The organism is Streptosporangium sp. NPDC048047, assembly GCF_040653115.1.
In the GTDB taxonomy this organism is placed as follows: domain Bacteria; phylum Actinomycetota; class Actinomycetes; order Streptosporangiales; family Streptosporangiaceae; genus Streptosporangium.
Window position 1 is genome coordinate 50,675 of sequence record NZ_JBEZNH010000029.1, and the last position, 26,922, is coordinate 77,596.

Annotated in this window: 18 protein-coding genes; 6 read left to right on the plus strand and 12 right to left on the minus strand. The window is 74.5% G+C overall.

The features are described 5' to 3' along the window. Positions 1-48: 48 nt before the first annotated feature. From AB0D67_RS23625 to AB0D67_RS23640, 4 genes are all read right to left on the minus strand, one after another. The gene (locus AB0D67_RS23625) at positions 49-1,041 is read right to left on the minus strand and encodes an NAD-dependent epimerase/dehydratase family protein (protein WP_362939549.1); all 993 of its coding nucleotides are present in this window, start codon (positions 1,039-1,041) and stop codon (positions 49-51) included. Between the two features lie 141 nt (positions 1,042-1,182). Beyond that, on the minus strand, positions 1,183-3,570 hold the full coding sequence (locus AB0D67_RS23630; RefSeq protein ID WP_362939552.1) for a SulP family inorganic anion transporter: 2,388 nt from the start codon (positions 3,568-3,570) through the stop codon (positions 1,183-1,185). Between the two features lie 72 nt (positions 3,571-3,642). After that, positions 3,643-5,145, minus strand: coding sequence for a hypothetical protein (locus AB0D67_RS23635; RefSeq protein ID WP_362939555.1), 1,503 nt, complete (start codon positions 5,143-5,145; stop codon positions 3,643-3,645). Between the two features lie 183 nt (positions 5,146-5,328). After that, positions 5,329-5,895 carry a YbhB/YbcL family Raf kinase inhibitor-like protein gene (locus AB0D67_RS23640; RefSeq protein ID WP_362939558.1) on the minus strand — a complete coding sequence of 189 codons (567 nt, stop codon included), beginning with the start codon at positions 5,893-5,895 and terminating at the stop codon, positions 5,329-5,331. A 120-nt stretch (positions 5,896-6,015) separates the two neighbouring features. On the opposite strand from AB0D67_RS23640, the gene AB0D67_RS23645 reads away from it, so the two are divergent. After that, the gene (locus AB0D67_RS23645; protein WP_362939561.1) at positions 6,016-9,504 is read left to right on the plus strand and encodes a BTAD domain-containing putative transcriptional regulator; all 3,489 of its coding nucleotides are present in this window, start codon (positions 6,016-6,018) and stop codon (positions 9,502-9,504) included. Here the strand turns inward: AB0D67_RS23645 and AB0D67_RS23650 are convergent. The 4 genes from AB0D67_RS23650 to AB0D67_RS23665 all read right to left on the minus strand — a co-directional run bounded on the left by AB0D67_RS23650 (position 9,464) and on the right by AB0D67_RS23665 (position 15,186). Next, a complete protein-coding gene (locus tag AB0D67_RS23650) occupies positions 9,464-9,793 on the minus strand; it encodes a hypothetical protein (RefSeq protein ID WP_362939564.1) in 330 nt (109 codons plus the stop codon). The genes AB0D67_RS23645 and AB0D67_RS23650 overlap by 41 nt on opposite strands. A 1-nt stretch (position 9,794) precedes the next feature. Then, positions 9,795-13,238, minus strand: coding sequence for a DEAD/DEAH box helicase (locus tag AB0D67_RS23655; protein WP_362939567.1), 3,444 nt, complete (start codon positions 13,236-13,238; stop codon positions 9,795-9,797). A 149-nt stretch (positions 13,239-13,387) separates the two neighbouring features. Further along, positions 13,388-14,200, minus strand: coding sequence for an ABC transporter permease (locus AB0D67_RS23660; RefSeq protein ID WP_362939569.1), 813 nt, complete (start codon positions 14,198-14,200; stop codon positions 13,388-13,390). Next, the gene (locus AB0D67_RS23665; RefSeq protein ID WP_362939572.1) at positions 14,197-15,186 is read right to left on the minus strand and encodes an ATP-binding cassette domain-containing protein; all 990 of its coding nucleotides are present in this window, start codon (positions 15,184-15,186) and stop codon (positions 14,197-14,199) included. The genes AB0D67_RS23660 and AB0D67_RS23665 overlap by 4 nt, the downstream gene beginning before the upstream one ends. A gap of 168 nt (positions 15,187-15,354) precedes the next feature. Here AB0D67_RS23665 and AB0D67_RS23670 point away from each other — a divergent pair, with 168 nt between their 5' ends. Both AB0D67_RS23670 and AB0D67_RS23675 read left to right on the plus strand, forming a co-directional pair. Further along, positions 15,355-15,915 carry a PH domain-containing protein gene (locus tag AB0D67_RS23670; protein WP_362939575.1) on the plus strand — a complete coding sequence of 187 codons (561 nt, stop codon included), beginning with the start codon at positions 15,355-15,357 and terminating at the stop codon, positions 15,913-15,915. After that, on the plus strand, positions 15,912-17,666 hold the full coding sequence (locus tag AB0D67_RS23675) for a PH domain-containing protein (protein WP_362939578.1): 1,755 nt from the start codon (positions 15,912-15,914) through the stop codon (positions 17,664-17,666). The genes AB0D67_RS23670 and AB0D67_RS23675 overlap by 4 nt, the downstream gene beginning before the upstream one ends. 60 nt (positions 17,667-17,726) lie before the next feature. On the opposite strand, the gene sepH is transcribed toward AB0D67_RS23675, so the two are convergent. Then, complete coding sequence (sepH, locus tag AB0D67_RS23680) at positions 17,727-19,235, minus strand: septation protein SepH (RefSeq protein ID WP_362939581.1); 1,509 nt, start codon at positions 19,233-19,235, stop codon at positions 17,727-17,729. 575 nt (positions 19,236-19,810) lie between these two features. Between sepH and AB0D67_RS23685 the strand changes: the two genes are divergently transcribed. Further along, complete coding sequence (locus AB0D67_RS23685) at positions 19,811-21,031, plus strand: hypothetical protein (protein WP_362939584.1); 1,221 nt, start codon at positions 19,811-19,813, stop codon at positions 21,029-21,031. A gap of 83 nt (positions 21,032-21,114) precedes the next feature. On the opposite strand, the gene tnpA is transcribed toward AB0D67_RS23685, so the two are convergent. Continuing rightward, on the minus strand, positions 21,115-21,543 hold the full coding sequence (gene tnpA, locus AB0D67_RS23690) for an IS200/IS605 family transposase (RefSeq protein ID WP_362939587.1): 429 nt from the start codon (positions 21,541-21,543) through the stop codon (positions 21,115-21,117). Positions 21,544-21,586: 43 nt separating this feature from the next. Between tnpA and AB0D67_RS23695 the strand changes: the two genes are divergently transcribed. Beyond that, positions 21,587-22,711: a transposase gene (locus AB0D67_RS23695; RefSeq protein WP_362939590.1), complete on the plus strand. Its 1,125-nt coding sequence runs from the start codon at positions 21,587-21,589 to the stop codon at positions 22,709-22,711. A 53-nt stretch (positions 22,712-22,764) separates the two neighbouring features. On the opposite strand, the gene AB0D67_RS23700 is transcribed toward AB0D67_RS23695, so the two are convergent. Together AB0D67_RS23700 and AB0D67_RS23705 are read right to left on the minus strand one after the other, a co-directional pair. Continuing rightward, positions 22,765-24,096: a D-arabinono-1,4-lactone oxidase gene (locus AB0D67_RS23700; protein WP_362939593.1), complete on the minus strand. Its 1,332-nt coding sequence runs from the start codon at positions 24,094-24,096 to the stop codon at positions 22,765-22,767. Positions 24,097-24,182: 86 nt separating this feature from the next. Continuing rightward, the gene (locus tag AB0D67_RS23705) at positions 24,183-25,379 is read right to left on the minus strand and encodes an MFS transporter (protein WP_362939597.1); all 1,197 of its coding nucleotides are present in this window, start codon (positions 25,377-25,379) and stop codon (positions 24,183-24,185) included. Positions 25,380-25,504: 125 nt separating this feature from the next. Between AB0D67_RS23705 and AB0D67_RS23710 the strand changes: the two genes are divergently transcribed. Beyond that, positions 25,505-26,887 carry a lytic transglycosylase domain-containing protein gene (locus AB0D67_RS23710; protein ID WP_362939600.1) on the plus strand — a complete coding sequence of 461 codons (1,383 nt, stop codon included), beginning with the start codon at positions 25,505-25,507 and terminating at the stop codon, positions 26,885-26,887. The last annotated feature ends 35 nt before the right edge of the window (positions 26,888-26,922 follow it).

The window sequence follows — 26,922 nt, forward strand, 5'->3', positions numbered from 1 at the left end:
TGGACGGATCGTTCGCGTCGAAGCCGATCTGGATTTTCATGGACCTCCCTATGCCCACTCGGCGAGGATCTTGGCCTCCTTCTCCGGGTCGATGCCGTGGCCGCGGAAGGAGCGCTCCTCCACGGGGATCTCCCGGAGCCAGGCCCAGGTGTCGCGGACGGTCTCGGCGACCGGGCGGCAGCGCAGCCCGGCGGCGAGGGCCTTCTCCGACGACGGCAGCCAGACCCCGGCGAACTCCTCGTCGCGCGGCGCCCAGACCGGCAGCTCGGTCCACGGGGCGACGTCCCGGCCGAGCAGGAACCCGTCGTCCACCCAGACCAGCTCCGCGTCCGAGCCCGTCACCGCGCGGCACTCCTCCAGCAGGCCGCGGTAGGTGCTGTTGCCCCGCACGCCGCTGACGAAGAAGCGGTCGTTCGTCCCGGCCCCGGCCTGGTCGAGGGTGAACGCGGCGATGTCGCGGGCGTCGATGAGCTGCATCGCCATCTCGGGGTCGCCCGGTGCGAGCACCCGGCCGCCGCGGTCGATCCGGGTGAGCCACCACGGGAGGCGGCCGACGTTCTCGTGCGGGCCGATGATGAGCCCGGGCTCGATGATCAGGGCGTTGCCGTCGAAGCCCTGCTCGACGGCGCGCTCGCAGCCCGCCTTGAGGACGCCGTAGTCGCCGTCGTCCCGCCCGGCGTCCGGTGCGCACTCGAACCGGGGCGAGCTCTCGTCACTGGCCTGCCCCGGCCAGGAGGCGCAGGCCGAGATGCTGGAGATGAACGCGTAGGTGGCCGCGTGGCCGTTGAGGACGCGCACCGACTCGCCGACGACGCGGGGGACGAACCCGCAGACGTCGACGACGATGTCCCACTCCCGGCCCTCGGCGAGCCGTTCCAGGTCGGAGGTGACCTCCCGGTCACCCCTGACCGCTTCGACGCCGGGTACGTCGACACCGTTCCTGCCCCGGTTGAACGTGGTGACCTCATGTCCGCGCCGCAGCGCCTCTTCGACGATCGCCCGGCCCAGGAAGATCGAGCCGCCGATTACCAGAGTTCTCATGGCCGAACATTGTTCGCCCACCGTCGACGGTGTGGCCATGGGCTTTCACCCTTGGCGCAAACCATCCGCTCACAGCAGAGCGGCGGTTCACCGCGGACCGGCGGCCCATGGCGCACCGGCGGCTCACAGCGGACCGGCGGCTCACAGCGGGCTGGCCGCGAGCGGCGGACGCTCCAGGACGTGGACCTGCGCCGTGCCGATGTCGAAGTAGAGGCCCACCAGCTCCAGACGGTCCTCCCGGACGAGCCGGTCCACCGCGGGGTAGGAGCGCAGGTTGTCGAGCTGCTGGAGCACGTTGGCCCGGCAGAGACGATCCAGCGGGCCGCCGTCGCAGCCCGGGGACCCCGCGCTCCCGGAACCGGGAACCCCGCCGTCCCCGGACGCCTCGGGCGACGCGCCGTCCCCGCGGCCGCTCCCGGCGACGAACCGGGCCAGGCTGTGGCGGCCGTGCCGCAGCCAGCGGCCGAGCGCCGGCATGCCCTCCGGGGCGTCGCCGCCGAGCAGGGCGGCCATGGCGCCGCAGCCGGAATGCCCGCACACCGTGATGGTGCGGACGCCGAGCGCCTCCGTGGCGTACTCGATCGCCGCGGCCACCGAGTCGTCCGGAGGCGCCGCGCCGCGGCGGGGCACCAGGTTGCCGAGGTTGCGGACGGTGAACAGGTCGCCGGGCCCGCTCGCGGTGATCAGGTTCGGCACGATCCGGGAGTCGGCGCAGGTGATGAACAGGTGCGACGGCTCCTGCTTGCGGGCCATCCCCATCATGAACGGGCGGATCAGCGGGGCCGTGCGGCGGTGGAACTCCCGCGCCCCGGCCAGCAGGTCAGGCTGTCCCGAGCCGTCTCCGCCCGCGGTGACCGCGCCGCCCGCCACCGCCGGATCGGCCGCGGCCCCACCGGCCCCACCGGCCACGGCGTCCGCCGCCCGCGCGGACGCGACCGCGAGATCCGCCGCCGCCGACGACCGGCCGCGCCGCCTGTGGGCCCAGGGCAGCCACCAGCGGTCCGGGGCCGGCGGCGGGGGCTTGGCGGGGAGCACCCGGGCGCCGCTGACCGCCATCGCGTACCACTCGTCGTGGATCTCGTCGATGTCCACGCTTCCGCCGCCCCGCTCGTGGTCGGTGCGCCAGGCGTGGACCGCCTCGAACGCGGCGTTGTCCATGAAGTCGAGGTTGAGGTCCAGGTCGACCGGGACCCCGGCCGGGATGGCGCGCAGCTCGGAGGTGATCAGCGGGACGCCGAGGAAGGTCAGCGACCCCGCGATCGACACGTGCCAGTGCCCGCCCGGCTCGGGGGTGACCCGTACGGTGACCCGGGTCAGCCGGCGCAGCGCCAGCAGCGCGGCGAGCCCGAGCCCGAGCAGCACGCCCTCGGCCAGGCCGACGAGCACGACCCCCAGCATGGTGGTCACGTACACCGGGATCTCGCCGTGCCCCCGAAGGTTGCGCAGGTGCCCCATGTTGACCATCTGGACGCCGATGAAGACCAGCAGGGCCGCCAGCGCCTCCATCGGGATCAGCGTGATCGTCCAGCCCAGGCAGAGCGCGAACACCAGGATCCACACGCCGTGCATGACCGTGGACCAGCGGCTGCGCGCTCCGGCGCGGGCGTTGGTGCTGCTGCGCACGATGACCCCGGCCACCGGCAGCCCGCCCAGCGCGCCGGTCACCATGTTGGCCACGCCCTGCGCGGTGAGCTCCCGGTCCAGGTCGGTGCGCGGGCCGTCGTGCAGCTTGTCCGTCGCCACCGAGCACAGCAGCGACTCCACCCCGGCCAGCAGCGCCACGAGCAGCACCGCGGCGACGATCCCGTGCCAGTCGCCGCGCGGCCAGGCCGGCATGACCCATGTGTCCAGGCTCTTCGACAGGTCGACCCGGGTGACGTCCCAGCCGGACACCGCGGCGGCCGCCGAGGCGACGACCAGGGCTGCCAGCGGCGCCGGGACGAGCCGCAGCCGCTGCGGCAGGCGGCCCCAGCCGACCAGGACCGCGATCGTGATCAGACCGGCGTAGACGGCGTGATCGTGTATGTCCAGGATCTGCCGGGGCAGCTCGGCGATGTTCTCGATCGCGGAACGCTGCGGGCTGCCGCCGAGCACGACGTGCAGCTGGGAGAGGGCGATCACCGCGCCCACCCCGGCGAGCATGCCGTGCACCACGGCGGGGGAGACCGCCAGCGCGGCCCGGGCGACCCGGAACACCCCCAGCAGAAGCTGCAGGGCGCCCGCGAACAGGGTGATCATGCAGGTGGCGCGCCAGCCGTACGTCGAGACCAGCTCGGCGACCACCAGTGACAGGCCCGCGGCGGGGCCGCTGACCTGGACGACCGAACCTCCCAGAAGGCCGGCGACCACACCGCCCACGACGCCCGCGATGAGCCCGGCCGCCAGCGGCGCCCCCGAGGCGACGGCGATGCCCAGCGAAAGGGGCACCGCCACCAGGAACACCACCAGGGAGGCGGGCAGGTCGTACCGCAGCACGGAGGAGAAGCCACCCCGTGCGATCGTTTCGTTACTCTTCGTGTCCGTCCCCATGGGACAGACCCTATGACGCGGGTCCCCGCCGGTCGGGCGGTTACCCGAGGCCTTTACGCAGCCGGGAGGAAATCAGCGGTAATAGTCGGGGTGGTCCGGCTGCTGGGGCGCGCGGCGGCTCCGCCGGGAGCCCGGCCGTCCCTGGCCCTCGGGGGTCGCGACGGGGCCGGTGCCGTAACCGTCTCTGGCGGCGGACTGGCCCGGGGCCGGCTCGGGCCAGGCGGCGGGCGCCTCCGGGCTCGCCGGGCGGACGGGGTCGTAGCCGTAGCCGCCGGTCGCCGGGCCCTGCCGCGGGCCGGCGGCGCGGTCGCCGGGGGAGACGCTCCGGGAGGGGGCCGTCGGGGTCGACAGCGCGGGGGTCGGACCGGTCAGCGCGTCGTCCTCGATGGTGGCCCAGCCGGGACTCACCTCGTAGGAACCCGCGGTCGGCGCGCCGTACACCGGCGACTGGTACGAGGAGTACGACGGGGCGGGGTCGTCGAGGATGTCGGCGGTGTTCACGGCGGGCCAGCCTCCGGAAACCGGGGATGTGGCCTTCGCCCAGGGATTGTCGGCGACGTCCTTGGACGTGCCCGCCGCGGCGGGACCCTGAGCCGGGGCCGGCCGGGCCTCGGGGGCGGGACGGGGCGCGGGGGCGTGCGGCGCGGCCAGCGGGTCCGGGGCGGACCCGGCCGACGGGTTCGGGGACATGACGGGGAAGCCGCCGCTGGTGGTCGGCCCCATCGGGCGCATCGGCGGCAGCGGTCCGGCGAGCTGGTTTCCGGCCGGGCTCGCCGCGGGCACCGGCCCGGTGGCGGGCGACTGACCCGCGGCGCCGCGCGAGCCGCGCCGGGGGGTGGGACCGTTCAGCGGGTCGTCCAGCGGGTCGGGGCGGCCTGATCCGCCGTTGCCGGCGGTACGGGAGCGGCCGGATCCGCGCCGGGAGCCGGTCCGGCGTCCCTCGGGCGGCGCACCCGCGGTGGGTGCGGCGAAGGTGACCGTCTTCTGCTCGGCCAGCGCGGCGGACGTCGGAGCGGGCTCGGGCTTGACCGGCCCGGTCAGGTCGGAGAGGCCGGAGGGCAGCGAGGCGGCGGCGGACTCGGCGGAGGCCGGGATCCGAGGCTGGGCTTGGGGCTTGCGGTGCGGCAGCGGCGCCTGGACGGTCGTCGCGTCCGGGTCCGCGCCGGAGGAGGCCCGGTCACCGGAGGCGGCGCGGCCCGCACCCGCCGGATTCTCCAGCGAACCGCCGAAGCCGCCGACGTCGGCCTGCAGGCGCGTCCAGTAGTCGTCGTCGTAGTCGTCGGCCCCGCCGAAGTCGTTCATGCCGCGCTTGCCGCGCGCGCCGGACGGCCGCGGACGCGACGGCTTGGGCTCGTCGAACGGCGTCAGATCGGGGGAGTAATGCGTCATCTTCGGCTCGCGCGAGGCGAAGTCGTCGATGGACACCGACGGTGTCTGCGCCTCCTTCTCCGCCATCTCGCGAAGACGCTCCGCAGGGAGCGCGCTCTCCCTGCGGCTCATCGACCGCATGCCCAGTGCCACGACAACGAGCACGAGGAGCACGACGGCGACCAGGATTATTACGACCGCGGTCATTGCACCACCCTCAAGGCCATGGCCTTCCAGCGGCGCCGGTGAGGTCGCGCGGCCATCGACGCGACCTGCCCCCTTGCATCACCTGCGCACGGACATCGGTTCTGATTGTGTCGGACCACTATGAGCGTTGTCACACCCAACGTGAAGAATCGGTAACCATCAATACCTCCGGTGTTCGGCGCATCACTGGATGTGCCCCGCGGTCAACCTGCCCCAGGCGATCGTCTTCTCCGCGATCGCCTTCAGCGTCTTGCTGAGCGGGGCCCCCTTGCCGAGGTGGATCTTCCCGTTGAGCGCGTAGACGGTGAAACGATAGCTCTGCCCGCGCCGGCACGGCGGGGCGTAGCCCACCTTGCCGCTCGTCGTGCTTCCCTCCACCGCGCCCACCGGGACGCTCTTCTCGGCGACCTCGTTGGTGCGCGGATCGATGTCGAACACCACCCAGTTCACCTCACCACCGGCACGCGCGTTGTTGTCGGCCACGATCGCGACCGACTTCGTCCCGTCCGGAACCCGTGACCAGCGCAGCGGCGGGTTGCCGGACGATCCCTTGCACGAGTATCCGGACGGCAGGACCGCACCGTCCCGGAGGCGGGGACTGTAGACGCTGATCGGCTCCAGCTGGAGCCGGTCGGCGGACGCGATGCTGCCCACCATCCCGCAGCCGGAGGAGACGACGACGAGCGCCGCGGCGAGTGCCGTCGGTACGGCTCGCCGCGGGCGGCGCGTAGACGTGTGCGGCTGCCCCATGCCCGATGATGCTACGCGGAACTGGAAGATGCGCAGACCGGATCGCGAGGTTCCATGGCGCGGAAACACCCGGGAATCGGACAGAATCAGAGCATGGAGGGGGTGCGGGCGGAAGGGAAAATGACCTTCGCCGTCCTCGGGGCCCTGGAGGTCCGCCGGGGGGACGAGCCGGTGGAGATCTCCGGCCGTCGTCTGCGCGCGCTCCTCGTCCTGCTGCTGCTCGACGCGGGCCGTACGGTCCCGGCGAGCCGCCTGATCACCGGGATCTGGGACGACCGCCCGCCGGGTGCGGCGGGCAACGCCCTGCAGGCGCTGGTCTCCCGGCTGCGCGCCGCGCTCGCCGCCGAACGCGGGGTCGTCGAGGCGACCGCCTCCGGCTACCGGCTGGCCGTCGAACGCGACCGGGTGGACGCCCACCGCTTCGCCCGGCTGGCGGCCGAGGGCCGTGCGGCTCTCTCCGCGGGGGCCCCGGCCGAGGCCGCGGACGTCCTGCGCGCCGCGCTCGGGCTCTGGCGCGGCCCCGCCCTGGCGGACCTGGTGGACCCGGCGGACGACGACGCCGCGGGCTTCGCAGGTTCAGCGGCCGCCGCGGCCGCCCGGCTGGAGGCGCTCCGCCTGGCCGTCGTCGAGGACCGGGTCGAGGCCGACCTGCTGCTCGGGCGGTGGGCGGAGGCCGTCGCCGAACTGCCCGGCCTGATCACCGCCCATCCGCTGCGCGAGCGGTTCCACGGCCAGCTCATGCGCGCCCTGTACGGCTCGGGCCGCCGGGTGGAGGCCCTGGCCGCCTACGAGGCGGCCAGGGAGGCGTTCGCCCGCGAACTGGGAGCCGACCCCTCACCCGGCCTGGCCGGGCTGCACCTGGCCATGCTGCGGGGGGAGTGGGCCGAGAAGCACGCGGAACCCCGCCCGGCGCGGATCTCCCCGCCCGCCGGGGCCGGCTCCCCGCCGGCCGGGACGCGAGGCCGGGAGATCCCACCGCCCCAGGGGGAGCCGGTCGCCGGGGAGCCGCGGTCCACCGGCGCGGCGTCCGCGGTGGATCCGGTGCCCGCCGGGGACGCGCGGCGGGGCAACCTGCGGGCCAGGCTCACCAGCTTCGTGGGCCGGGAACGCGATGTGGCGCGCACGGCCGGGTTCCTCGCCCGCCACCGCCTCGTCACCCTGACGGGCCCCGGCGGCGCGGGCAAGACCCGGCTGGCGATCGAGACGGCCGAGGCGATGGTGACCGGGACGGCGGCCGGGACCACGGCGGCCGGGACCACGGTGACCGGGACGGCGGAGGAGGCGGCGGGCCGGGTGCCCGACGGGGCGTGGCTGGTCGAGCTCGCCCCGGTGGCCGAGCCGTCGGAGGTCCCGCAGGCCGTGCTCTCGGCGCTCGCGGAGCTGGAGCTGCGCGACGCCCCCGTCCCCGCCGGGATCGCCGCACCCGTCCCCGCCTCCGCGCCCGCCGGGATCGCCGCGCCCGCCCGGCGAGACCCGGTCACCCGGCTCGTCGCGGCCCTGACCGGGAGGCGGCTGCTGATCGTCCTGGACAACTGCGAGCACGTGGTCGAGGCGGCCGCGGCGCTCGCCGAACGGCTGCTCGCCTCCTGCCCCGGGGTGCGGATCCTCGCCACCGGCCGCGAGCCGCTGGGCATCGCCGGCGAGCTGGCCTGGCCGGTGCCGCCGCTGGGCCTGCCGCCGGACGGCGCGGACCCCCGTGAGGCCCTCGCCTACCCGGCCGTCCGCCTGTTCGCCGAACGCGCCGAGACCGCCCGCCCCGGCTACCGCCCCGAACGTGAGACCGCCGCGATCGTGCGGATCTGCCGCGAGCTCGACGGCATGCCGCTCGCCATCGAGCTCGCGGCGGCCCGGCTGCGCGTGCTGTCCGCCCCGCAGATCGCCCAGCGGCTCGACGACCGCTTCCGCCTGCTGACCGGCGGCAGCCGTACGGCGCTGCCGCGGCACCGTACGCTCCGCGCGGTTGTCGAGTGGAGCTGGGACCTGCTGGACGGCCCGGAACGGGTGCTGGCCCGGCGCCTCGCCGTCTTCGCCGGGGGAGCCGCCCTGGGCTGCGTCGAGCGGATCTGCGCCGGGGACGGGCTGGACCGGGACGACGTCCTCGGCGTTCTGGCCCGGCTGGTGGACAAGTCGCTGGTGGTGGCCGACGAGCACGGCGCCGCCGTCCGCTACCGGATGCTGGAGACGGTCCGCGCCTACGCCGCCGAGCGGCTGGCCGAGTCGGGTGAGGAGTCCCGCGTACGGCTGGCGCACGCGGTGTTCTTCACCGAGCTGGCCGAGGCGTCCGACCCCGCCCTGCGGGACCGCGGGCAGGTCGCCGCCCTCGCCGCCCTCGCCGCCGAGCACGACAACCTGTCGGCCGCGCTGCGCTGGGCCGTCGAGGAGTCCAGGACCGTCCTGGCGCTGCGCCTGGCCGGCGCGCTCGGGTGGTACTGGTGGCTGCGCGGCCACCGGGCCGAGGGGGCGCGCCGCGCCCGCGAGGCGGTCGGACTGGCCACGGGCGGGGAGGACCCCCGGCTGATCGCCCTCGCCGAGGCCGCCCACGGGTACAACGCGCTGAGCGCCGGCGTCACGCTCGACGCGGCGCGGGCCTCGCTCGGCGAGGTGGTACGGCTGGCCCGCGAGGAACTGCCCCGCCCCTGGCACCCGTCGGTCGCAATGGCGGACGCGGTCGCCGCGCTGTTCGGCGGCGGACCCCTCGGCGAGCCCGACTTCGGGGAGATGCTCGCCCACCCCGACCCCTGGGTGGTGTGCTCCGCGCACCTGATGCGCGGGGTGGAGCACCTCAGCGCCGGCCGCGTCGCGGAGGCCGGAACGGACCTGGGGACGGCGCTGGACGGCTTCGAGCGGATCGGCGACCGCTGGGGCGCCGGCAACGCGCTGGCCGGCCTCGCGGAGATCGACCTCCTGCACGGCGAGTCCGCGCGGGCGCTGGAGCGGATGCGCGAGTCCATCCGGCGGATGGAGGAGATCGGCGCGATCGACGAGGTCACCTTCATGCGCGGCCGCCTGGCGATCGGGCTCCACCTGAGAGGGGAGCGGGCGGCGGCCGAGGAGACCCTGGAGAAAAGTCTCCTGAGAGCGCTGGAGAGCGGCGACCGCATGACCGCTGTCCCCCTGCTCGTCGCCAGGGGCGACTTCGCCCGCCGGGACGGCGACCTGGAGCGGGCCCGGCGCCACTACGCCGAGGCCGCGGGCCTGCTCGACCGCGAGACCGGGACGCCGCCGCAGCTGCACGCCGTGCTCGACACGGCGCTGGGACTGCTGGCCGAGCAGGAGAGCGACCCGCCCCGGGCCCGGCGGCTGCTGGGCGCCGCGCTCACCAAGGCCGTCGAGAGCCGGGACACGACGCTGCTCGTCCCGGTCCTGGTCGGTCTCGCCGGGGTGGCGCTGGCCGGCGGCGATCCCGGTGGGGCCGCCGTGCTCCTCGGCGGGGCCGCGGCGGCCCGGGGGACCGACGCGGTGGTCGACTTCGACCACGTGCGCGTCACCGAGCGCGCCGTGGCCGTGCTCGGCCGCGAGGGGTTCTCCCGGCGCCACGAGCACGGCCGTGCCCTGCCCCGCGAGGAGATCATCGATCTGGCGACCCGAGCTCCCGGTAGGGCTTCCTGAGCAGGTCGATCAGGGGGATGTGCCGTACCTTCACCGCCGGGGGTTCCAGCATCCGCAGCAGCAGGTCCGCGGGACCGGCCGCGGCCGGCCGCGGCCGCAGCCGGTCCAGCGGGACGCCGGGGGAGTAGAAGTCCCCGAGCAGCTCCTCGAACGGCGGGTCACCGGCCCGTGCCGCGTCACCGGAGGACACGCCGTCCTCGCGGAAGGACCCGTCACGCGGGACGGCGGCGTCACGGCGCGGGTCACCGGCCCGTGCGGACCCCCTGCCGGCTCCAATGTCGGCTCCCACGTCAGCTCACCGCCCCGGGGCCGAGACGGAACAGCTCACGCAGCTGGTCGGTGGACAGCTCGGAGATCCAGTCCTCACCGGCGCCCACCACGCTCTCGGCGAGCGACCTCTTGCGCTCGATCATCTCGTCGATCCGCTCCTCAAGGGTGTCCACGCAGATGAACTTCCGCACCTGCACGTTCCTCTTCTGGCCGATCCGGAAGGCCCGGTCGGTCGCCTGGTCCTCCACCGCGGGGTTCCACCACCGGTCCACGTGGATCACGTGGTTGGCGGCGGTGAGGTTCAGGCCGGTCCCCGCGGCCTTGAGCGACAGCAGGAACAGCGTCGGCTCGTCACCGCGCTGGAAACGCTCCACCAGCTCCTCCCGCCGGGTCCTGGACAGCCCGCCGTGCAGCCACAGCACCGGCCGGTCCAGGCGGGCGGCCAGGTAGGGGCGTAGCAGGGCGCCGAACTCGGTGTACTGGGTGAAGATCAGCGCGCTGTCCCCCTCCGCGAGGACCTCCCCGGCCAGCTCCTCCAGCCGGGCCAGCTTCCCCGACCGCCCAGCCAGGCGCGAGCCGTCCCTCAGCAGGTGGGCGGGGTGGTTGCAGATCTGCTTGAGCTTCGTCATCGCGGCCAGCACGTTGCCGCGCCGCTCGATGCCCGCCGAACCGCCGATCCGGCCCATCATGTCGTTCACCACGGCCTTGTACAGCTCCGCCTGCTCGGGGGTGAGGGTGCACCAGACCTTCATCTCCTGCTTCTCCGGCAGGTCCGTGATGATCGACCGGTCGGTCTTGAGCCGCCGCAGCACGAACGGCCCGGTGGCCCGCCGCAGGGCCGCCACCGCGTCCTCGTCGCCCCGGGTCTCGATCGGCTCCTGGTAGCGCTCGCGGAAGCGCCGGGCCGGGCCGAGGAGGCCGGGGTTGCAGAACTCCATGATCGACCACAGTTCCGAGAGGCGGTTCTCCACGGGGGTGCCGGTCAGCGCCAGCCGGGTGCGCGCCGGGATGGCCCGCACCGCCCGCGACTGCCGCGCCGCGCTGTTCTTGATCGCCTGCGCCTCGTCGCAGATGACCCGCTCCCACCTCAGCGCGGCCAGCGCCCCCAGGTCGCGCAGGGCGGTGCCGTAGGTGGTGATGACGAGATCGGCGTCCCGTACGGCGGCGGGCAGCTCGTCGTCCCGCCTGCGGGAACCGCCGTGGTGGACGTACACCCGCAACGACGGGGCGAACCTGGCCGCCTCCTTCCGCCAGTTGCCGATCAGCGACATCGGGCAGACGAGCAGCGTCGGCCCCGGCGCCCGCTCCGCGCCTCCGGCGTCCCCGGCCGTGCCCGCTCCTCCGGCGGCCTGCCCGGCCGTCCCCTCGGTGCTCCGGGCCGCCGATCCCGCGCCGCCGGCCGCCCGCTCGCGCTCGGACAGCAGGAGGGACAGGGCCGACACCGTCTTGCCGAGCCCCATGTCGTCGGCCAGGACGCCGCCCAGGCCGACGCCGGACAGGAAGCTCAGCCACGACAGGCCGCGCTCCTGGTAGGGGCGGAGCGTCCCGCGCAGCGCGCCCGGGGTGGCGACGGGGGTGAGCCGGCGGTCGGCCTCGCCCGACAGCAGGTCGCCGAGCGGGCCGTCGGCGTCGACCGCCACCAGCGGCAGGTCACCCTCGCCGCCGGCGGCGATCTCGCGGATCACCTCGCCGAGGGTCGTCTCCCCGCCGCCCCGCCGTCCGACGACCTCCAGCGCCGCCTTGAGCTGCCGGTCGTCCAGCTCCACCCACCTGCCCCCGACCCGGGTCAGCGGCACCCTCAGCCCGGCCAGCCGCGACAGCTCCTCCTCGCCGATCGTGTGACCGCCGACGGCCGCTTCCAGCCGGAAACCCACCTTGTCGCCCAGCCCGGTCTCCTTCCCGCCCTCCATGGCGCGCACGGTCAGCTTCAGGCCGAGGCCCTGCCGGCCGGTCCACTCCGGCAGCCGCACGACGTACCCGGCCGCCGCCAGGGCGGGCGCGCCGCCGCGCAGGAAGGAGAACGCCCGCGCCGTGTCGATCTCCATGACGGCCGGTTCGGCCTCGCGCAGCACGCCGTGCAGGTCGGGGTGGAGGCGCACCGCCCTGGCCAGCTCGGCCCGCAGGACCTCCCAGGGCCGCTCGGGCAGCCAGGACGCCCGTTCCCCCGCCCGGATCCGGGCGGCGGACAGGTGGTCCGGCTCGTCCGCGCCACCGGCACCCGGATCGCCCGCGCCCTCACCGCCCGCGTGACCCGCGTGACCCGCGCGATCGGCCCCGGCCGTACGGCCTGCGTCGCCCGCGTGATCCGCCCCGGCCGTACGGCCCGCGCCGCCCGTCCGGCCGGTCCCCGCGGTCACCGCCGGGGCGAGGCCGAGCTCCACCTTCCACGGGTCGTCCTCACCGGTCGGCTCGACCAGCCTGAACCAGGCCCGGACCGGACCGTCCAGTTCGTGTGCCGCCGCCGACCAGTCACGCAGGGCGTCGCCGAGCGCCGCCGCCTCGGCGGGCCGCGCGTCGGGCAGCGAGGCGTCCGGCGCCGTCAGCGCGTGCAGCCAGCGGTCGGCCAGCGCCGTTCTGCGTCCCGGCCGGTTGCCGACGATCAGCCGCTCGGGCAGCGCCGTCCGGGCCGCGGCGTCCACCAGGCCCTCCAGCGCCTCCCGCAGCGCCTCCGCCGACGGCCGTTCCCCGGGCAGCGCCCGGCAGACCGGCGGCATGGCGGCGGCGAGGTCCCGGAACGCGGCGGCGTCGGCGCCGATGAGCACCGGACGCCAGCGGGCCGCGTGACCGTCGTCCTCCTCGACCAGTCGTGGCAGGATCCGGCCGCGCCGTACCAGGCTCCGGGCGTGCTCGGCGACCACGGCGAGGTAGCGCAGCGACAGACCCGGTTCCCAGGGCGGCTCCTCGGCGTCCCCGGACGTCCCCCGCCCGTGTCCGGGCGTCCCGTCCCGGGGCGCGGACGTTCCGTCTTCGTCCCCGGCGGGGCCCCGCCCGTCCCCGGGGGGCCCCTGAGGGCCGGGGGCGGCCACGGAGCCCTCCTCGCCCGGCTGGGGGAGGGCTTCGAGCAGGGTGAGCGCGGCGTCCGGGCGGAGCAGCAGCACCGGCACGAGCCAGGTGGAGATCCGGGGGCCGCGTGCAGAGCCCGTCAGCCCGGACTCGGGAGAGGGCAGCGGCCGGGAGGCCGACCCCGGCAGCCGGACCGTCGTCTCGGCCGCCTCGGACCGCGCCGCTCCGGGGGCCCCGGCCTTCTCGCTCCCCGGGATCCCTCCGGCCTCCCCTGCTGCGTCGGAGCCCCCGGCGCCGAGCGCGGCGGCCAGAGCGGCGGCGGACGCGGCGAACGGATGCCGCCTGGGCGCGGCCCCGGAGGACGCGGCGCGGCCCCGGGAAGCGGGGGAGTGGCCCCGGGAGACGTCCTCCCCCCACAGCGCCAGCCGCCCGCCGTACCAGCCACCGTGAACCACCAGCACGCGATCACTCCGTTCCTCGTCTGTCACTCATGCTCTCCCGGGGATCCGCCGCGCGGGAACCCGTCCGGGAGCCTGCCGTCCGGGAACCCGCTCGGGAGCCCGTCCGGGAGCGGCTCCGGCCCCGCCGCCCGTCCCGCCTCCGCAGGGGATCAGGCCCTGCCCCGGAAGGCGCGGACCGCCAGCGGGGCGAACACCACGACGAACCCGGCCGACCAGGCCAGCGCGACGAGCGCGGACGCGGCCACCTCACCGCCGATCAGCAGGCCGCGGATGGCGTCGGCCAGATGGGTGACGGGGTTCAGATCGGCCCAGGTCCGCAGCCAGCCGGGAAAGGTGCCCGGATCGACCAGCGCGCTGCTGGTGAACGTCAACGGCATCATGACGGAGAAGCCGAACATCTGCACCTTCTCCGGATTGGACGCCTTGAGGCCGATCAGCACCGACATCCACGACATGGCCAGCACGACCGCCACCAGCAGCGCCAGCGCGCCCAGCACGCCGAGCACGCTGGTCCCCACCCGGAATCCCAGGATCATGCCGAAACCGACGAGCAGCGCGAACGCCCACACCTGCTTGAGGGCGTCGGCGGCGACCCGCCCGGACAGCGGCGCCGTACGGGAGATCGGCAGGCTGCGCAGCCGGTCGAAGACCCCCTTGGTGATGTCGGTGTTCAGGCCGACCGCCGTGGACAGCGTGTAGAACAGGGCGTTCTGCACGAGCAGCCCCGGCAGGGCGAACTGCAGGTAGTCGCCCGTCGATCCCGAGATCGCCCCGCCGAACACGTAGGTGAACAGCAGCAGCAACATGATGGGCTGGATGCCCAGGTCGAGCAGTTCCCACGGGTTGTGCTTGATCTGGACCAGGCTGCGCCAGGCCAGCGTCGCCGTCTGCGTCAGCGCGGCCACCGGGCCGACCCGCCTCGCGGGGGTCGGCCCGGTGGCGGTCATGGTCGCCGTCGTCACGCGAGGGCCCCTTCCTTCTCGGATCCGGCGGTTCCGGCCTCGGTCCCGGCGCTCTCCTCGGCCGGATGGCCGGTGAGGGCCAGGAACACCTCGTCGAGGCTCGACCGGCGCAGTGTCAGCTCGGCCGCGACGACGCCGAGGTCGTCGAGCCGCCGCACGACGGCGGGCACGGCCGCGGGGTCGTGCACGGAGACCACGACCCTGCCGCCGACCGGCGCGGGGGACTCGCCGGTGACGTCCCCGACCACCTGGGAGACCAGCGACAGGTGGTCGGCGCGGAGCGGCCGGACCTCCAGGACCTGTGCCCCCGTGGTGGCCTTCAGCTCGTCGGGGGTGCCGGCGGCGATCACCCTGCCATGGTCGAACACCACGATGTCGTCGGCGAGCTGGTCGGCCTCCTCCAGGTACTGGGTGGTGAGCAGCACCGTCACCCCGTCCGCCATCAGGCCCCGCACGACGTCCCACAGCTCGGTACGGCTGCGCGGGTCGAGACCGGTGGTGGGCTCGTCGAGGAACAGCACCTGGGGCCGTCCGACCAGGCTGGCCGCCAGGTCCAGGCGGCGGCGCATGCCGCCCGAGTACGTCTTGGCCGCGCGTCCCCCGGCGTCCACGAGGGCGAACCGGTCGAGCAGCTCGTCGGCCCGCCGCCGGGCCTCGGCCTTCCGCAGGCCGAGGAGACGGCCGATCATCACGAGGTTCTCCACGCCGGTGAGCATCTCGTCGACCGCGGCGTACTGCCCCGTCAGGCCGATCATCGACCGCACCTCGTGGGCGCGGTCCACCACGTCGAACCCGCCGACCGAGGCGCTCCCCCCGTCGGGACGGAGGAGCGTCGCCAGGATCCGCACGGCGGTGGTCTTGCCGGCGCCGTTCGGTCCCAGCACGCCGAGCAGCCGCCCCTGGGGGACGGCGAGGTCCACCCCGTCGAGCGCGCGGGTCTCCCCGTAGCGTTTCACCAGGCCCTCTGCCTGGATGGCGTATCGCACGATCTGAGCCTTCCTCTCGTCACCGCGGCCCCGGAGCCGCGACGGGAACCAGGGTGCCCGGGGCCGCTGACGGCCTCCTGACATCGGGCGGGCCGGGGCGGGGGGCCGCTGACATATCGCTGACACGAAGATCCGACGGACCTGACGCGACCCCTTAGGCTGGACGCTGTGAGCGACCGAACCGAGCAGGGCGGGGGCGCCGGGCGCCTTCCCGGGCGGGTGCCGCTGCGTCCCCCGGCCAACCCGGTCTCCCGCAAGGCCGTCGTGATGTGGCTGCTGGACGGGCTCTTCTGGTCGGTGCTCCTGGTCGGCGGAGCCTTCCTCCTGTCCGGGTGGATCGGCGGCGGCCGGTGGGGCTGGCTGCCGGAGTGGCTGTCCGACGGCGCCGGATGGCTGCCCGTGCTGACGGCGGTGCTCGTCGTGCCCGCCGCGCTCGCCGAGCCGTTCTGGCGCTACGCCGTGCACCGGTGGGAGCTCAGCGGCGACGTGGTCTACGCCCGCTCCGGGTGGATCGACCGGCAGTGGACGTTCGTCCCGGTCAGCCGCATACAGACGGTCGACAAGAAGCAGGGCACGCTGGAGCGGCTGCTCGGCCTGGCGACGGTGGACATCCGCACCGCCTCGCACGCGGGATCGTCCACGATCAAGGGCCTCGACTACGGCGTCGCGGCCGCGCTGGCCGAGAGACTCGCTCAGCGGGCCGAGGAACTGAGGGACGACGCCACGTGACCGGTCTCCCCGGCCCGGCCGACCGGCACGGTGACCCGCGCACCGGCCCGGACGCCGGTCCGTCCGCCGACCCGCACGCCGGGTCCGCCGCGGAAGGCCCCGGCCCGCGGACCGCGCCCGGACCCCACGCGTACGGCCCGCCGCCGGCCGGTTCGCCGCCGGTCAGGCCGTCCCTGAGGCTCAGCCCCCGGGTGCTGCTGACCGAGCCGATCAGAACCCTGCCCTCGCTCCTCCTGCCGCTGACCGGAGTCCTGTTCCTCGGCGGGTTCTCGTCCGGCTCGTTCGGCTGGGCGGCCTTCGGTCTCGTCGGGTCGGTCCTGTACGCCGCCGTCCGCTGGGCCACCTTCACCTATCAGGTCATCGGGGACAGGCTGGAGCTGACCCGCGCCCTGATCGGCAGGTCGGTGCGGACCATCCCGCTGGAGCGCATCCGCGGCGTCGACGTCAGCAGTCCGCCGCTGCACCGCCTGCTCGGGCTCGCCGTACTGAGGATCGACACGGGCGCCGGCGGCGCCAAGCAGGAGGGTGAGCTCGACGGGGTGACGCTCGCCGAGGCCGAGCGCCTCAAGGCCGCCCTGCTCTGGCACGCCCGCGCGCGGGCGGCGCGCCGCGCCGAGGCCCGGGGAGCCGTCGCCGCCCACGGCGACGGTCACGCGGGAGCGGCGGTCACCGTCCCCGCCGGGCCGCTCCCGGGCTCCCCGGCGCCCGCCGGACCGTCACCGGCCGCCCCGCCGGCCCCTCACCGGACCGGGGAGGCGTCCCCTGAACGGGTGCTGTTCGTGGTGCCCCGCAGATGGCTGGCCTACGGTCCCCTCTCCGGCTCCTACCTGCTGACCCCGTTCGCGTTCGTGGCGGGCGCGGTCGGCCTGGCGTTCCAGTGGGGCTCGGAGCTGAGGATCGACGGCAGGGTCGTGGTCGGCGCCGGAGAGTGGCTGTGGGGCCACCCCCTCCTCCTCGGCGGCGCGCTGGCGGTGCTGGTGCTCGCCATGCCGGTGCTCGGTGCCGCCATGTACGCCGTGTTCAACTGGGACTTCACCCTGCGCGCCAGGGACGGCTACCTCGTCGCCGAGCGCGGCCTGCTGACCCGCAGGAGCGTGTCCCTGGAGCGGCGCAGGGTGCGCGGGTTCGAGCTGGTCGAGGGTCTGGCTGAACGCTGGGCCGGGGTCGCCCGCGCCTGGGCGATCGTGACCGGGCTGGGCGACTCCGGGACCCGGGGGCAGCTGCTGTCCGTGATCCCGCGCCGCGCCGCGCTGGACGTGGTGCGCGAGGCGGTCGGGCCGATCCTGACCGGGTTGCGGCCTCACCCGCCGGTCGCGCGCCGCCGCCGCCTGTTCCGGGCGGTCTTCCCCTGGCTGGTGACCGCCGCCTGCGCCGCGGTCGCCGCCCGATCCTGGCCGCCGCTGTGGTGGGCGGTGGCCGCGGCCCTCGTCCTCGCGGTCCTGGGCGTGCCCCTCGGTCTCGACCGCTACCGCTCCCTGGGCCACACCCACGAGGGCGGGCGCCTGTCGGTCCGCTCGGGTTCCCTGCGCCGTTCGCAGGTGGTGATCGAGGAACGCGCCGTGGTCGGCTGGACGCTGCGCCAGACGTGGTTCCAGCGGCGCGCCGGCGTGCTGACCGTGGTCGCCGGGGTGGGGGCGGGCAGCGGAGGTTACGCGGCGATCGACGTCGGCGAGGCCCAGGGAGTGGCCTTCGCCGCCGAGGTCACACCGGCCTGGCTCGCCCCGTTCGTCGAGGACGGACCACCCGCCTGACCCGGTACGGCGAGGCGGGGGCGACCGGTCCGGTCGCCCCCGCCTCGTCCCGCGTCGCGGTCAGTCCTGGCGCCGGGCGCCGAACATGATCTCGTCCCAGGTCGGCACCGACGCGCGCCGCCCCCTGGCCTTCTTCGCCGGCCGCGCGGGCGCGGGCTTGGGCTGAACGGGCGGAACGGCCGGAGCCGGCGGCGCGGCCGGAGCCTGCTGGGCGGGCGGATCCGCGGGCTTCTCGGCCGGCGGCTCCTTCGCCGCCGCGGCCGTCCGCGGCTCCTCCTTCGCCGGTTCGGCCTGCGCGCCCGTGTCGAGGCTGATGCGCGCCGCGGGCACGGCTATCGGGGCGTCGGCGACCGGCTCCGGCTCCTCCTTCGCCGCCGGGGCGGGTCCGGCGGGAGCGGTCTCGGGCCCGTGGGCCCCGGCTCCCGGGCCGGGCTCCGGCGCCGCACCGGTCTTCGGCTCCTCCGTCGCGGCCGGTTCACCGGTCGCGGGCTCCCCGAGCTCCGCGACGGGTCCGGCGACCGTGGGCCTCCCGAGCTCCGCGGCCTCCGGGGACACCGAGGGTTCCGCGGGTTCCGCGGGCGCACCGGCGGGACCCGTGGCGTCCGCCGGCTTCGAGGGCTCCACGACCTCCGTGGGCCCGGGGAGCTCCGGCGGTTCGGCGGGCCGTACCCGGGTCACGGGTGTGACCGAGCCGGGTTCGGGCGCTCTGATCGGCTCGTAGATGTCCGGGGCGCGCAGCGGCGGCACCGTCGGCCTGGGCGGGTCGAACCCGGCCGGGATCGGCGGCATCGGCGGCTGCTCGTACGGCACCGGCTCGGCGCGCGCGGCCGGCGGCTCGGCCGCGTCCGGCTCCGGGGCGTCGCTCCGCACGACGGAGGGGAACGACACCGGCGGCTGGTTCAGCGGCTCGGACGTCAGCGGCGGCACCGGTGAGAGCTTCGCCACCACGCGGGGCACGAACGGGGTGACCGTCGCGTCCTCGGCCGGTTCGGTGTAGTCGCCCGACGACAGGCGCATGGCCTCGTCGTCGTGCGGGGTGATGTGCCGCCTGCGCGGATCGAAGATCCACTCAGCCCGGCGGGTGTGGCCGTTCCATACGAAACCGAGCTTGATCCGCCACAGGTTGTCGTCCCTCTTGGCCGAGTCCCAGTCGATCTCGTCGGCGGGCACGCCGCGACGGGTCAGCCGTTCGGCGACCAGGTCGCCGAGGGTGGGACCGGGAGCGGAGTCGCCCGGCAATCGCACGGCGCAGCGTTGCGCCTGCTGAGCCATGTACTCACGTTCCTGGAGTACGGGGCCCTCGAACCACCGCACCCGCTCGACCGGGATGCCCGCCGTGGCGGCGATCTCCTCCGCGGTCTCGCCGGCGCGGATCCGGGCCTGGATCTCCTTGGGGCGCAACGGACTCTCCACTTCGATCTCGTACTGGCCGAGACGGGAGAAGTTGCCGCGGACGGCAGCGCGGAGCCGGTCGTCGACGGGCAGCGTGAACCGGGTGCCCCGGCCGGCCGTGGCCAGCACGAGGTAGGTTCCGTCCTCACTCACCGCGACGAGTCGGAGCTCCTGCATGCGAGTCCCTTCGTCGTCGTGCTCAATCTTCCCCCGGACCCTTGAGTCTCTCGCGTGTGCCGGTTGCCTGCCAGCACCGTACCCGGCATGTCCGAACATCGCCTTCCTGGATGGGGGTCGCAGCGATGTGACGCCGGTCACATTTGCTCCATTCATCAACTTACAGGCCACCGGGATGGAGCAGCGTTTTTGAAGTCTCCCAACGGATTCTCTCCGATGAACGGAGGCGCCGCCGGGGACTTGGGGCAAGTGCCGGAAGGGCGGGCCGGAACCGTGCCGGCCGCCCCCGGCCGGGCGCGCCGGCGAGGGGCGTCCGGGGGGCGGGCCGGACCGGCCCGGCCGTCACCGGAGGTGGCGATCACGGCGCCCGGTGTGGCGTGAAGCGACGGCGGGCCTGGTAGGCGGGAGAATGTCATCTCCGGCGGACTCCCTCGGGGTCGAGCGGCGCGGGGCGTCTGCGAATCTGCCTGTCGCACAGGTCACAGGAACAACAGGACACGCGGATGCGTCATTCTTCGGGGGAGCCTTTACGCACCCCTTTACCGAAAGCTCGTGAGAAGGGACTGATTCGGGGAATGGGCGGCGAACAGAGGTTCGATCTGAGCCTGCCGCAGATCGTCGGGGGAGCCCTGGCCACGATGACGGCGGCGGTGGCCGCCTCGTATCTCGGGGTCGCGGGCACGGTCATCGGCGCGGCCGTGATGAGCGTGGGCAGCACGGTCGGCGGAGCCGTATACACCCATTACCTGAAGCGCACCGGCACCCACCTGCCGTTCCTGTCCCGGCAGGAGGCCGGCGACGACCCGCCGAAGAAGATCGAGGACAACGGGGAGCTGGCGACGGCGGCGCTGGCCACCGTGCGCGAGGCTCCCGTGCGGCCGTCCGGCGGAAGCCCCGTCGCACCGTACGGCGAGACCCTCGGGGGACCGTACGGCCGGACCCTCGCGGGATCGTATGGCGGGACCCTCGCGGAGCCGTACGGCGACGGCGACGAGCCGGAGGACCTCGTCGTGGTGGACATCGATCCCGCGACGATGGAGATCCCCGTGACCGGCCCTGCGACGATGGAGATCCCCGCGGCCGATCCGGCGACGGCGGTGATCCCCGCGGCCGGCCCCGCGACGGCGGGGATCCCCGCGGCCGCGTCCGCCACGGCGGGGCCGTCAGGGATCACCGTCGAACTGCCCGCCGCCGTGCCGGCCGCGGCGGCGGCCACGGCCGCCGCCGGCACGGCCGTGCCTCCCGGGAGCACGGCCGTCCTGCCCGCCGTCTCCGGCCTCTCCGGGGGTGGCGGTCCGTCCGGTGACCGCGGCCGGGCCAGGATCTGGGTGCTCGCCGCGACGGCGGTGATCACGTTCGCCGTGGGCATGGGCGCGATCCTGGGCTTCGAGAAGGTCACCGGCCAGCCCGTGGCGAGCACCGTCAAGGGCGAGCGGAGTTCGGGCACGAGCCTCAACCCAGGGCCCGTGGTGCGGCGCGAGGAGGCCCCCCCGGTGCGGGAGCGGACGCCCAGGCCGTCCGATTCGGCCCCGGCGACGGCCCCGCAGGCCACCCCGGAGCCGACCGGCACCGGAGAGCCGGCCCGGACCGAGGAGCCGGGGTCCGGCGCGACGTCTAAGCCGACCACCCCGGTGACGCCGAGCCAGGCTCCGACGACGAGCCCCACCCAGGTCGAGCCGTCCCTAGAGCCCACCGGGAACCCGACCGGTTCGCCGGCCCCCGCCGAGACGGACGCCCCCGCCCAGGGGGACGCCCAGGACGGTGAGGACGTGCGGGTCGGCCCGGCCGGCGAGTGACGGTTCAGCCTCATCTAGCGAGGAACCCCGGGCGTTTACGCCCGGGAGGAATCGCTTCCCTGACCCGGGCTTACGTCCGGACGTCAGCCCGGACGCTTCTGGTGCTCTATGTACTCTTTGATGATCGACAGAGGAGCTCCCCCGCAGGAGGCGGCGAAGTAGGACGGCGACCAGAAACGGCCGCCCCACAGATACTCGCGGATGTGGGCCGGGTACTCCTTGCGCAGCAACCGGGCCGAGACGCCCTTGAGGCTGTTGACCAGGGTGGACAGCGCGACCTTGGGCGGGTAGTGGACCAGGAGATGGACATGGTCATGCTCGCCGTTGAACTCCACCAGCGACGCGCCGAAGCCGTCGCACACCTCGATCATGATGTCCCGGCAGCGGAGCAGGATCTCGTCGGTGAACACCTTCCCCCGGTACCTGGGCGTGAAGACCAAATGGGCATGCAGGCTGTAGACCACACTGCGGCCTCGCCGGATATCCGGGCTCGGTTCCCATCGCGGTGACATAGACCAAATGATAGTGTGTTCGACTATGAGACTGGTGGTGCAGGTGAAGCTCCTGCCAACGCCCGAGCAGGCGGCGGCGCTGGAGGCCACGCTGCGCGCCGCCAACAAGGCCGCCGATCTCGTTTCGCGCATCGCCTTCCAGCAACGCTGTTTCCGTAATTTCGACCTGCGCAAGCACACCTACGAGCAGGTAAAGGCCACCTTCGGACTGGCCGCGCAGGCCGCCCAGCATGTGATCAAGAAGGTCTGCGACGCCTACCGCACCCTGCATGCCAACCTGGCCGCCGGAAACCTGGGCAAACGAGGATCGGCGCGGCGAATCAAGGCTGAAAGCACACCGATCTCCTTCCGACCCGGCGCGGCACATCCCTACGACGACCGGTGCCTGTCCTGGCAGCACGGGGACCGGACAGTGTCGATCTGGACGACCATCGGACGGCTGCGCGGCATCACGTTCACCGGCTCAGCCCAGCAGCTGGCGCTGCTGGCCGAACACCGCAAAGGCGAGTCCGACCTGGTGTGGCGGGACGGCATGTGGTTCCTGCACGCCACCGTCGAGGTATCGGACGCCCCGATCAACGCGCCGGACGGGTTCTGCGGGGTGGACCTGGGCATCGCCAACATCGCCACCACCAGCGACGGCATCCGCCACAGCGGCAAGCACCTGAACGCGGTCCGCCACCGCAACCGTGAGCTGCGCCGCCGTCTGCAGGCCAAGGCCACCAAGTCGGCCAAGCGGCTACTGAAACGACGCCGCCGTAAGGAGGCCCGCTTCGCCGCAGACGTCAACCACCGCATCGCCAAGCAGATCGTGACCGAGGCAGAACGCACCGGGCAAGGGATCGCCCTGGAAGACCTCCAGGGCATCCGCGACCGGGTACGGCTTCGCAAGCCCCAGCGGGTCACGCTGCACTCATGGAGCTTCCACCAGCTGGGAGCCTTCATCGCCTACAAGGCGGCCCGGGCCGGGACAGCCGTCATCCATGTGGACCCGTCCTACACCTCCCAGCAATGCTCGCATTGCGGACATGTGGACTCCTGCAACCGGCCCGACCAGGAAACCTTCATCTGTACGTCGTGCGGCTTCGCTGAGCACGCCGACGTCAACGCGGCCCGCAACATCGCCTCACGCGGTGAGGCGGGCTGGGCAGTCCGTCACGCTGCCTGACGCGGACCGGACCGTCGACGCCATCGACGGCGAGGAGCTGCAAGCTCGGTCGTTTACGGCCGAGAAGCTGACCCCAGGACGGTGTCCAGGTAGTCGTTGGCGAACACCCGGCCGGGGTCGAGCGCGTCCCGCAGCGCCCGGAAGTCGGCGAACCGCGGGTAGGCCGCGGACAGGTAGGCCGCGTCCCGGGTGTGCAGCTTGCCCCAGTGCGGGCGGCCGCCGAGCCCGGTCATGATCTCCTCGACCTCCTCGAAGTAGGCCGGGTTGGGCGTCGCCCGGTAGACGTGGCAGGCGATGTACGCCGATGGCCTGCCGTACGCGGTGGACAGCCACGCGCCGGAGGGCGGGGTGACCCGGACCTCGATCGGGAAGGTGATCCGCCAGCCCCGCCGCTCGATGAGGTCGCGCGTCTCGCGCAGCGCCCGGCCGAGGTGCTCGCGCGGGATCGCGTACTCCATCTCCAGGAACCGCACCTCCCGCACGGTCGCGAAGATCCGGTAGGAGGCGTCGGTGCGGGCGGAGGCGGTCAGCGCCGCGGCGGAGACCGCGTTGAGCCGGGGGATCAGGCCGGGGAGGCGGGCGCCGAGCGCGCACAGCGCGCCGAAGGCGGTGTTCTCCAGGAACCTCTCGTCCAGCCAGCGCCGGAACCCGCCCGGCGGGTCGGCCGGGCCCGGGTCGCGGTTGTTGCGCTTGACCAGGCAGGCGTCGGTGTGCGGCAGCCAGTAGAAGTCCAGGTGGTCGTTGCCGGCGGCCAGCTCGTCGAGCGAGCCGAGGACGTCGCCGATCGCCATGGGCCGCCGGTCGCCGCGCAGCAGGAACGACGGCTCCACCCGGAAGGTGAGCGCGGTCACCACGCCGAGCGCGCCCAGTCCCACCCGGGCCGCGTCGAAGAGGTCCTGCTCGCTCACCCCGTCGCGGATCCTCCCCTGCCCGCCGTCGCGCACGGTGACGATCTCACCGTCGGCGAGCACCAGCTCCATGGCGGTCACCTGGTCGGCGAGTCCGCCGCTGTGCCGCCCGGTGCCGTGGGTGCCGGTCTGCACGGCCCCGGCCAGGGTCTGGGCGGTGATGTCGCCCATGTTGGCCAGGGCCAGGCCCCTGCGGTGCAGCTCCTCGTTGAACGCGGCGAGCGTCGTCCCGGCCGCGGCCGTCACCTCTCCGTCGCCGGTCTCGCGTATCCCGGTCAGCGCGCCCGGCCGCAGCAGAACCCCGTCGGTCAGGGCGACCCCGGTGAAGGAGTGCCCGGAGCCGACCATGCGCACCCGGCGCCCCGCGGCGGCGGCGTCCCGTACGGCGCGGGCCACCTCCTCCGCGGAGGCGGGGGTACGGATCTCCGCGGGCGTGGCGGACTGGTTCCCGGCCCAGTTGCGGAATGCCTCGCTCATGCTTCTCGCTCCTCGCCCGCCGGCGGGCGGGCGAGGTCACGCCGCGGCCGCCGGCTCACCTCTCCGACCGTGAACATGAACAGTACTCATGATTCTGGCCGGGCGACAGGGGTCCGCAGCCAGGCGGCGCCGGCGGCGCCGATGGCCGCGGCCAGCAACGCGCAGCCCAGGGGGAACACGTACGCGTTCGACGCGCCGAACGCGTCGGTGAGCCGCCCGCCCGCCCAGGCGCCGAGCGCCACGCCGAGCCCGATGGAGGTGGAGAGCCAGGACATGCCCTCGGTCAGCAGGGCGGGCGGCACCAGCCGCTCGACGAGCGAGTAGCCGGTGATGACCGTCGGGGAGATGGCCGTCCCGGCGACGAACAGCGCCACCGCCATGAGCCTCGGGTCGCCGACCAGGGAGAGCGGGATCATCCCCACCGCGAACACCGCCAGGGAGCGGGCGAACCGGCTGTTCAGCGTGATCCTCCACCGCCGAGCGCCGTACCAGAGCCCGGAGAGCATGCTCCCGGCGGCGACGGCGGCGAGCAGCAGCCCGGCCGCGGGCTTGATGCCGCGCTCGTCGGCGAACGCGACCGTGATCAGGTCGACCGACCCGAACACCGCGCCCATCGCGCAGAACGCGGCCGACATCAGGGCGACCCCGGGGATCGCGATCGGGGTGCCCGCGCCCGCGGTCGCCGGGCGGACGGGCGGCTCGGTGCCGCGCTGCGCGGCGAGGGCCAGTGTGCCCACGATCATGCAGGTCAGCGCCACCGCCAGACCGGCGTACGGGTTCACCATCGTGGCCAGGGCGGTGACCAGCGCGGGCCCCGTCACGAAGACGACCTCGTCGGCGACGGACTCGAACGAGAAGGCGGCGTGCAGCCGGTCGGTCCCCGCCAGCAGGTACGACCAGCGGGCCCGCACCAGCGAGCCGAGCGACATCGCGGTCGCGCCGGTCGCGACGCCGGTGGCGAACAGGGCCCAGCGGGGGACCGCGGACCCCGCGCAGAACATCAGACCGGTCAGCGCGGCGCCGTGCCCCAGCCCGAACGGCACGATTACCCTGGCCTGGCCGAACCTGTCCACCAGGCGTCCCGTCAGGGGAGCGGCGACGGCGTAGGAGAGGCTGACGGTGGCGGCGACCGCCCCCGCCATGGCGTAGGAGCCGGTGAGCGTCTGGATGAGCAGTACGACGCCGATGCCGAGCATCGACATTGGCATCCGTCCGACGAAGCCCGCGACGACGAACCCCTTGGCTCCGGGCATGCCGAACAGCCCTCGATACAGCCCGGCCACCGTCGGACCCCCTCCCCGTTCTCCCGGCGTCGATCGTACCGAGGATGGCCCGGCGGTCCGTCCGGAGGAAAGCCATTTTCCGGACCGCACCCCATTCCTGGGGACTTGGAGCTAATGTGAGCGCAGTGTCGCATGTTCCCCGGATGGGGGCGTTCGTCGCGGTGCTCGCCGCCGTGGTCGCCCTCGCGGTCGCCGGCGCCGCGGTGTTCCTCGCCACCCGCCCCGCCGAGCCCGTCACCGTTCCCGTCGCAGAGTCCGAGGTCAGGGACCTGACCAGCCTGGTCCCGCAGCCCGTGAACCAGCCGGAGGGGGAACAGGCCCGGAGCCAGGACCAGGGTCAGGGCCAGGGCCGGCCGCAGGACCAGAGCCGGGGCCGGGACCAGAGCCGGGATCAGGGCGGACCGGGAAGCCAGAGCCAGGACCCGAGCCGCCCCGCGGAGACCAGGCCGGCTCCCGCCGCCACCGGCGGGCCCGGCATCACCCTCACCCCGCCCCGCCTGCTCGTGGTCTCCCAGACGGCGCTGTCCGAGAGGACCAAGGCCGACATCTCCCGCCTGAGGAACGTCCAGAAGATCGACTCCTTCGACGGCGGTGCGGTCAAGGTCTCCGGGACGGGCCTCAACCTGCTCGCGGTCGACCCCGCCCGCTTCCGCGCCTGGGCCCCGAAGGCCGTGGCCGCCCAGCCCGCCGTGTGGGAGGCGCTGGACCGGGGCGAGCTCGTCGCCGACGACGCCGGGGCGCGCCGGCTCGGCCTGGTCCTCGGGGCGAACTACCAGGTGGACGGCGGCCCGCTGCTGCGGGTCGCGGCCTCGGCCCACTTCGGCCTGCCCGGGGTGGACGGCCTGGTGGGCGCCGAGACCGGCCGCCGCCTCGGCCTCCTGCCCGGCGTGGTGCTGCTGGTGAACGGCCCGGAGAACGCCTCGGCCAAGCTGGGCTCCCTGGTGCGCAGGCTGGCCGGAGGCGGCACGCAGGTGATCACCGTGGGCCGCGCCCGCGCCCGCGCCGCCGAGCCGCCCACCGCCAAGCCGGCGACCGGCGAGAAAGGCGGCACGGGCGGAACCGGGACCGCCTCCACCGAGAACGTCTCGGGAGGGGGCGCCTCCACCGTCCGGCGCGCGCAGGTCGGCCGGCCCGGCAGCTACCTGGAGCTGTACCGCAGGGCCGCCGCGGTCTGCCCCGGCCTGTCCTGGACCGTCCTGGCCGCGATCGGCCAGGTGGAGAGCTCGCACGGGCGCAACAACGGGCCCTCGTCGGCCGGAGCCCAGGGGCCGATGCAGTTCATGCCCGCCACCTGGAAGACCTACGGGGTGGACGGCGACGGCGACGGGGTCGCCGACATCTGGAGCCCGTACGACGCGGTCCCGGGCGCGGCCAACTACCTGTGCGCCAACGGCGCCGGGCAGGGCGGCAAGAAGCTGGAGAAGTCCATCTGGTTCTACAACCACTCCTGGGCCTACGTCTCCAAGGTCATGTCGATCGCCCAGGCCTACGCCCGCACCTACCCCTGACCGAGGACCCGCCCGCGCCCGGCGTCAGACCCCGG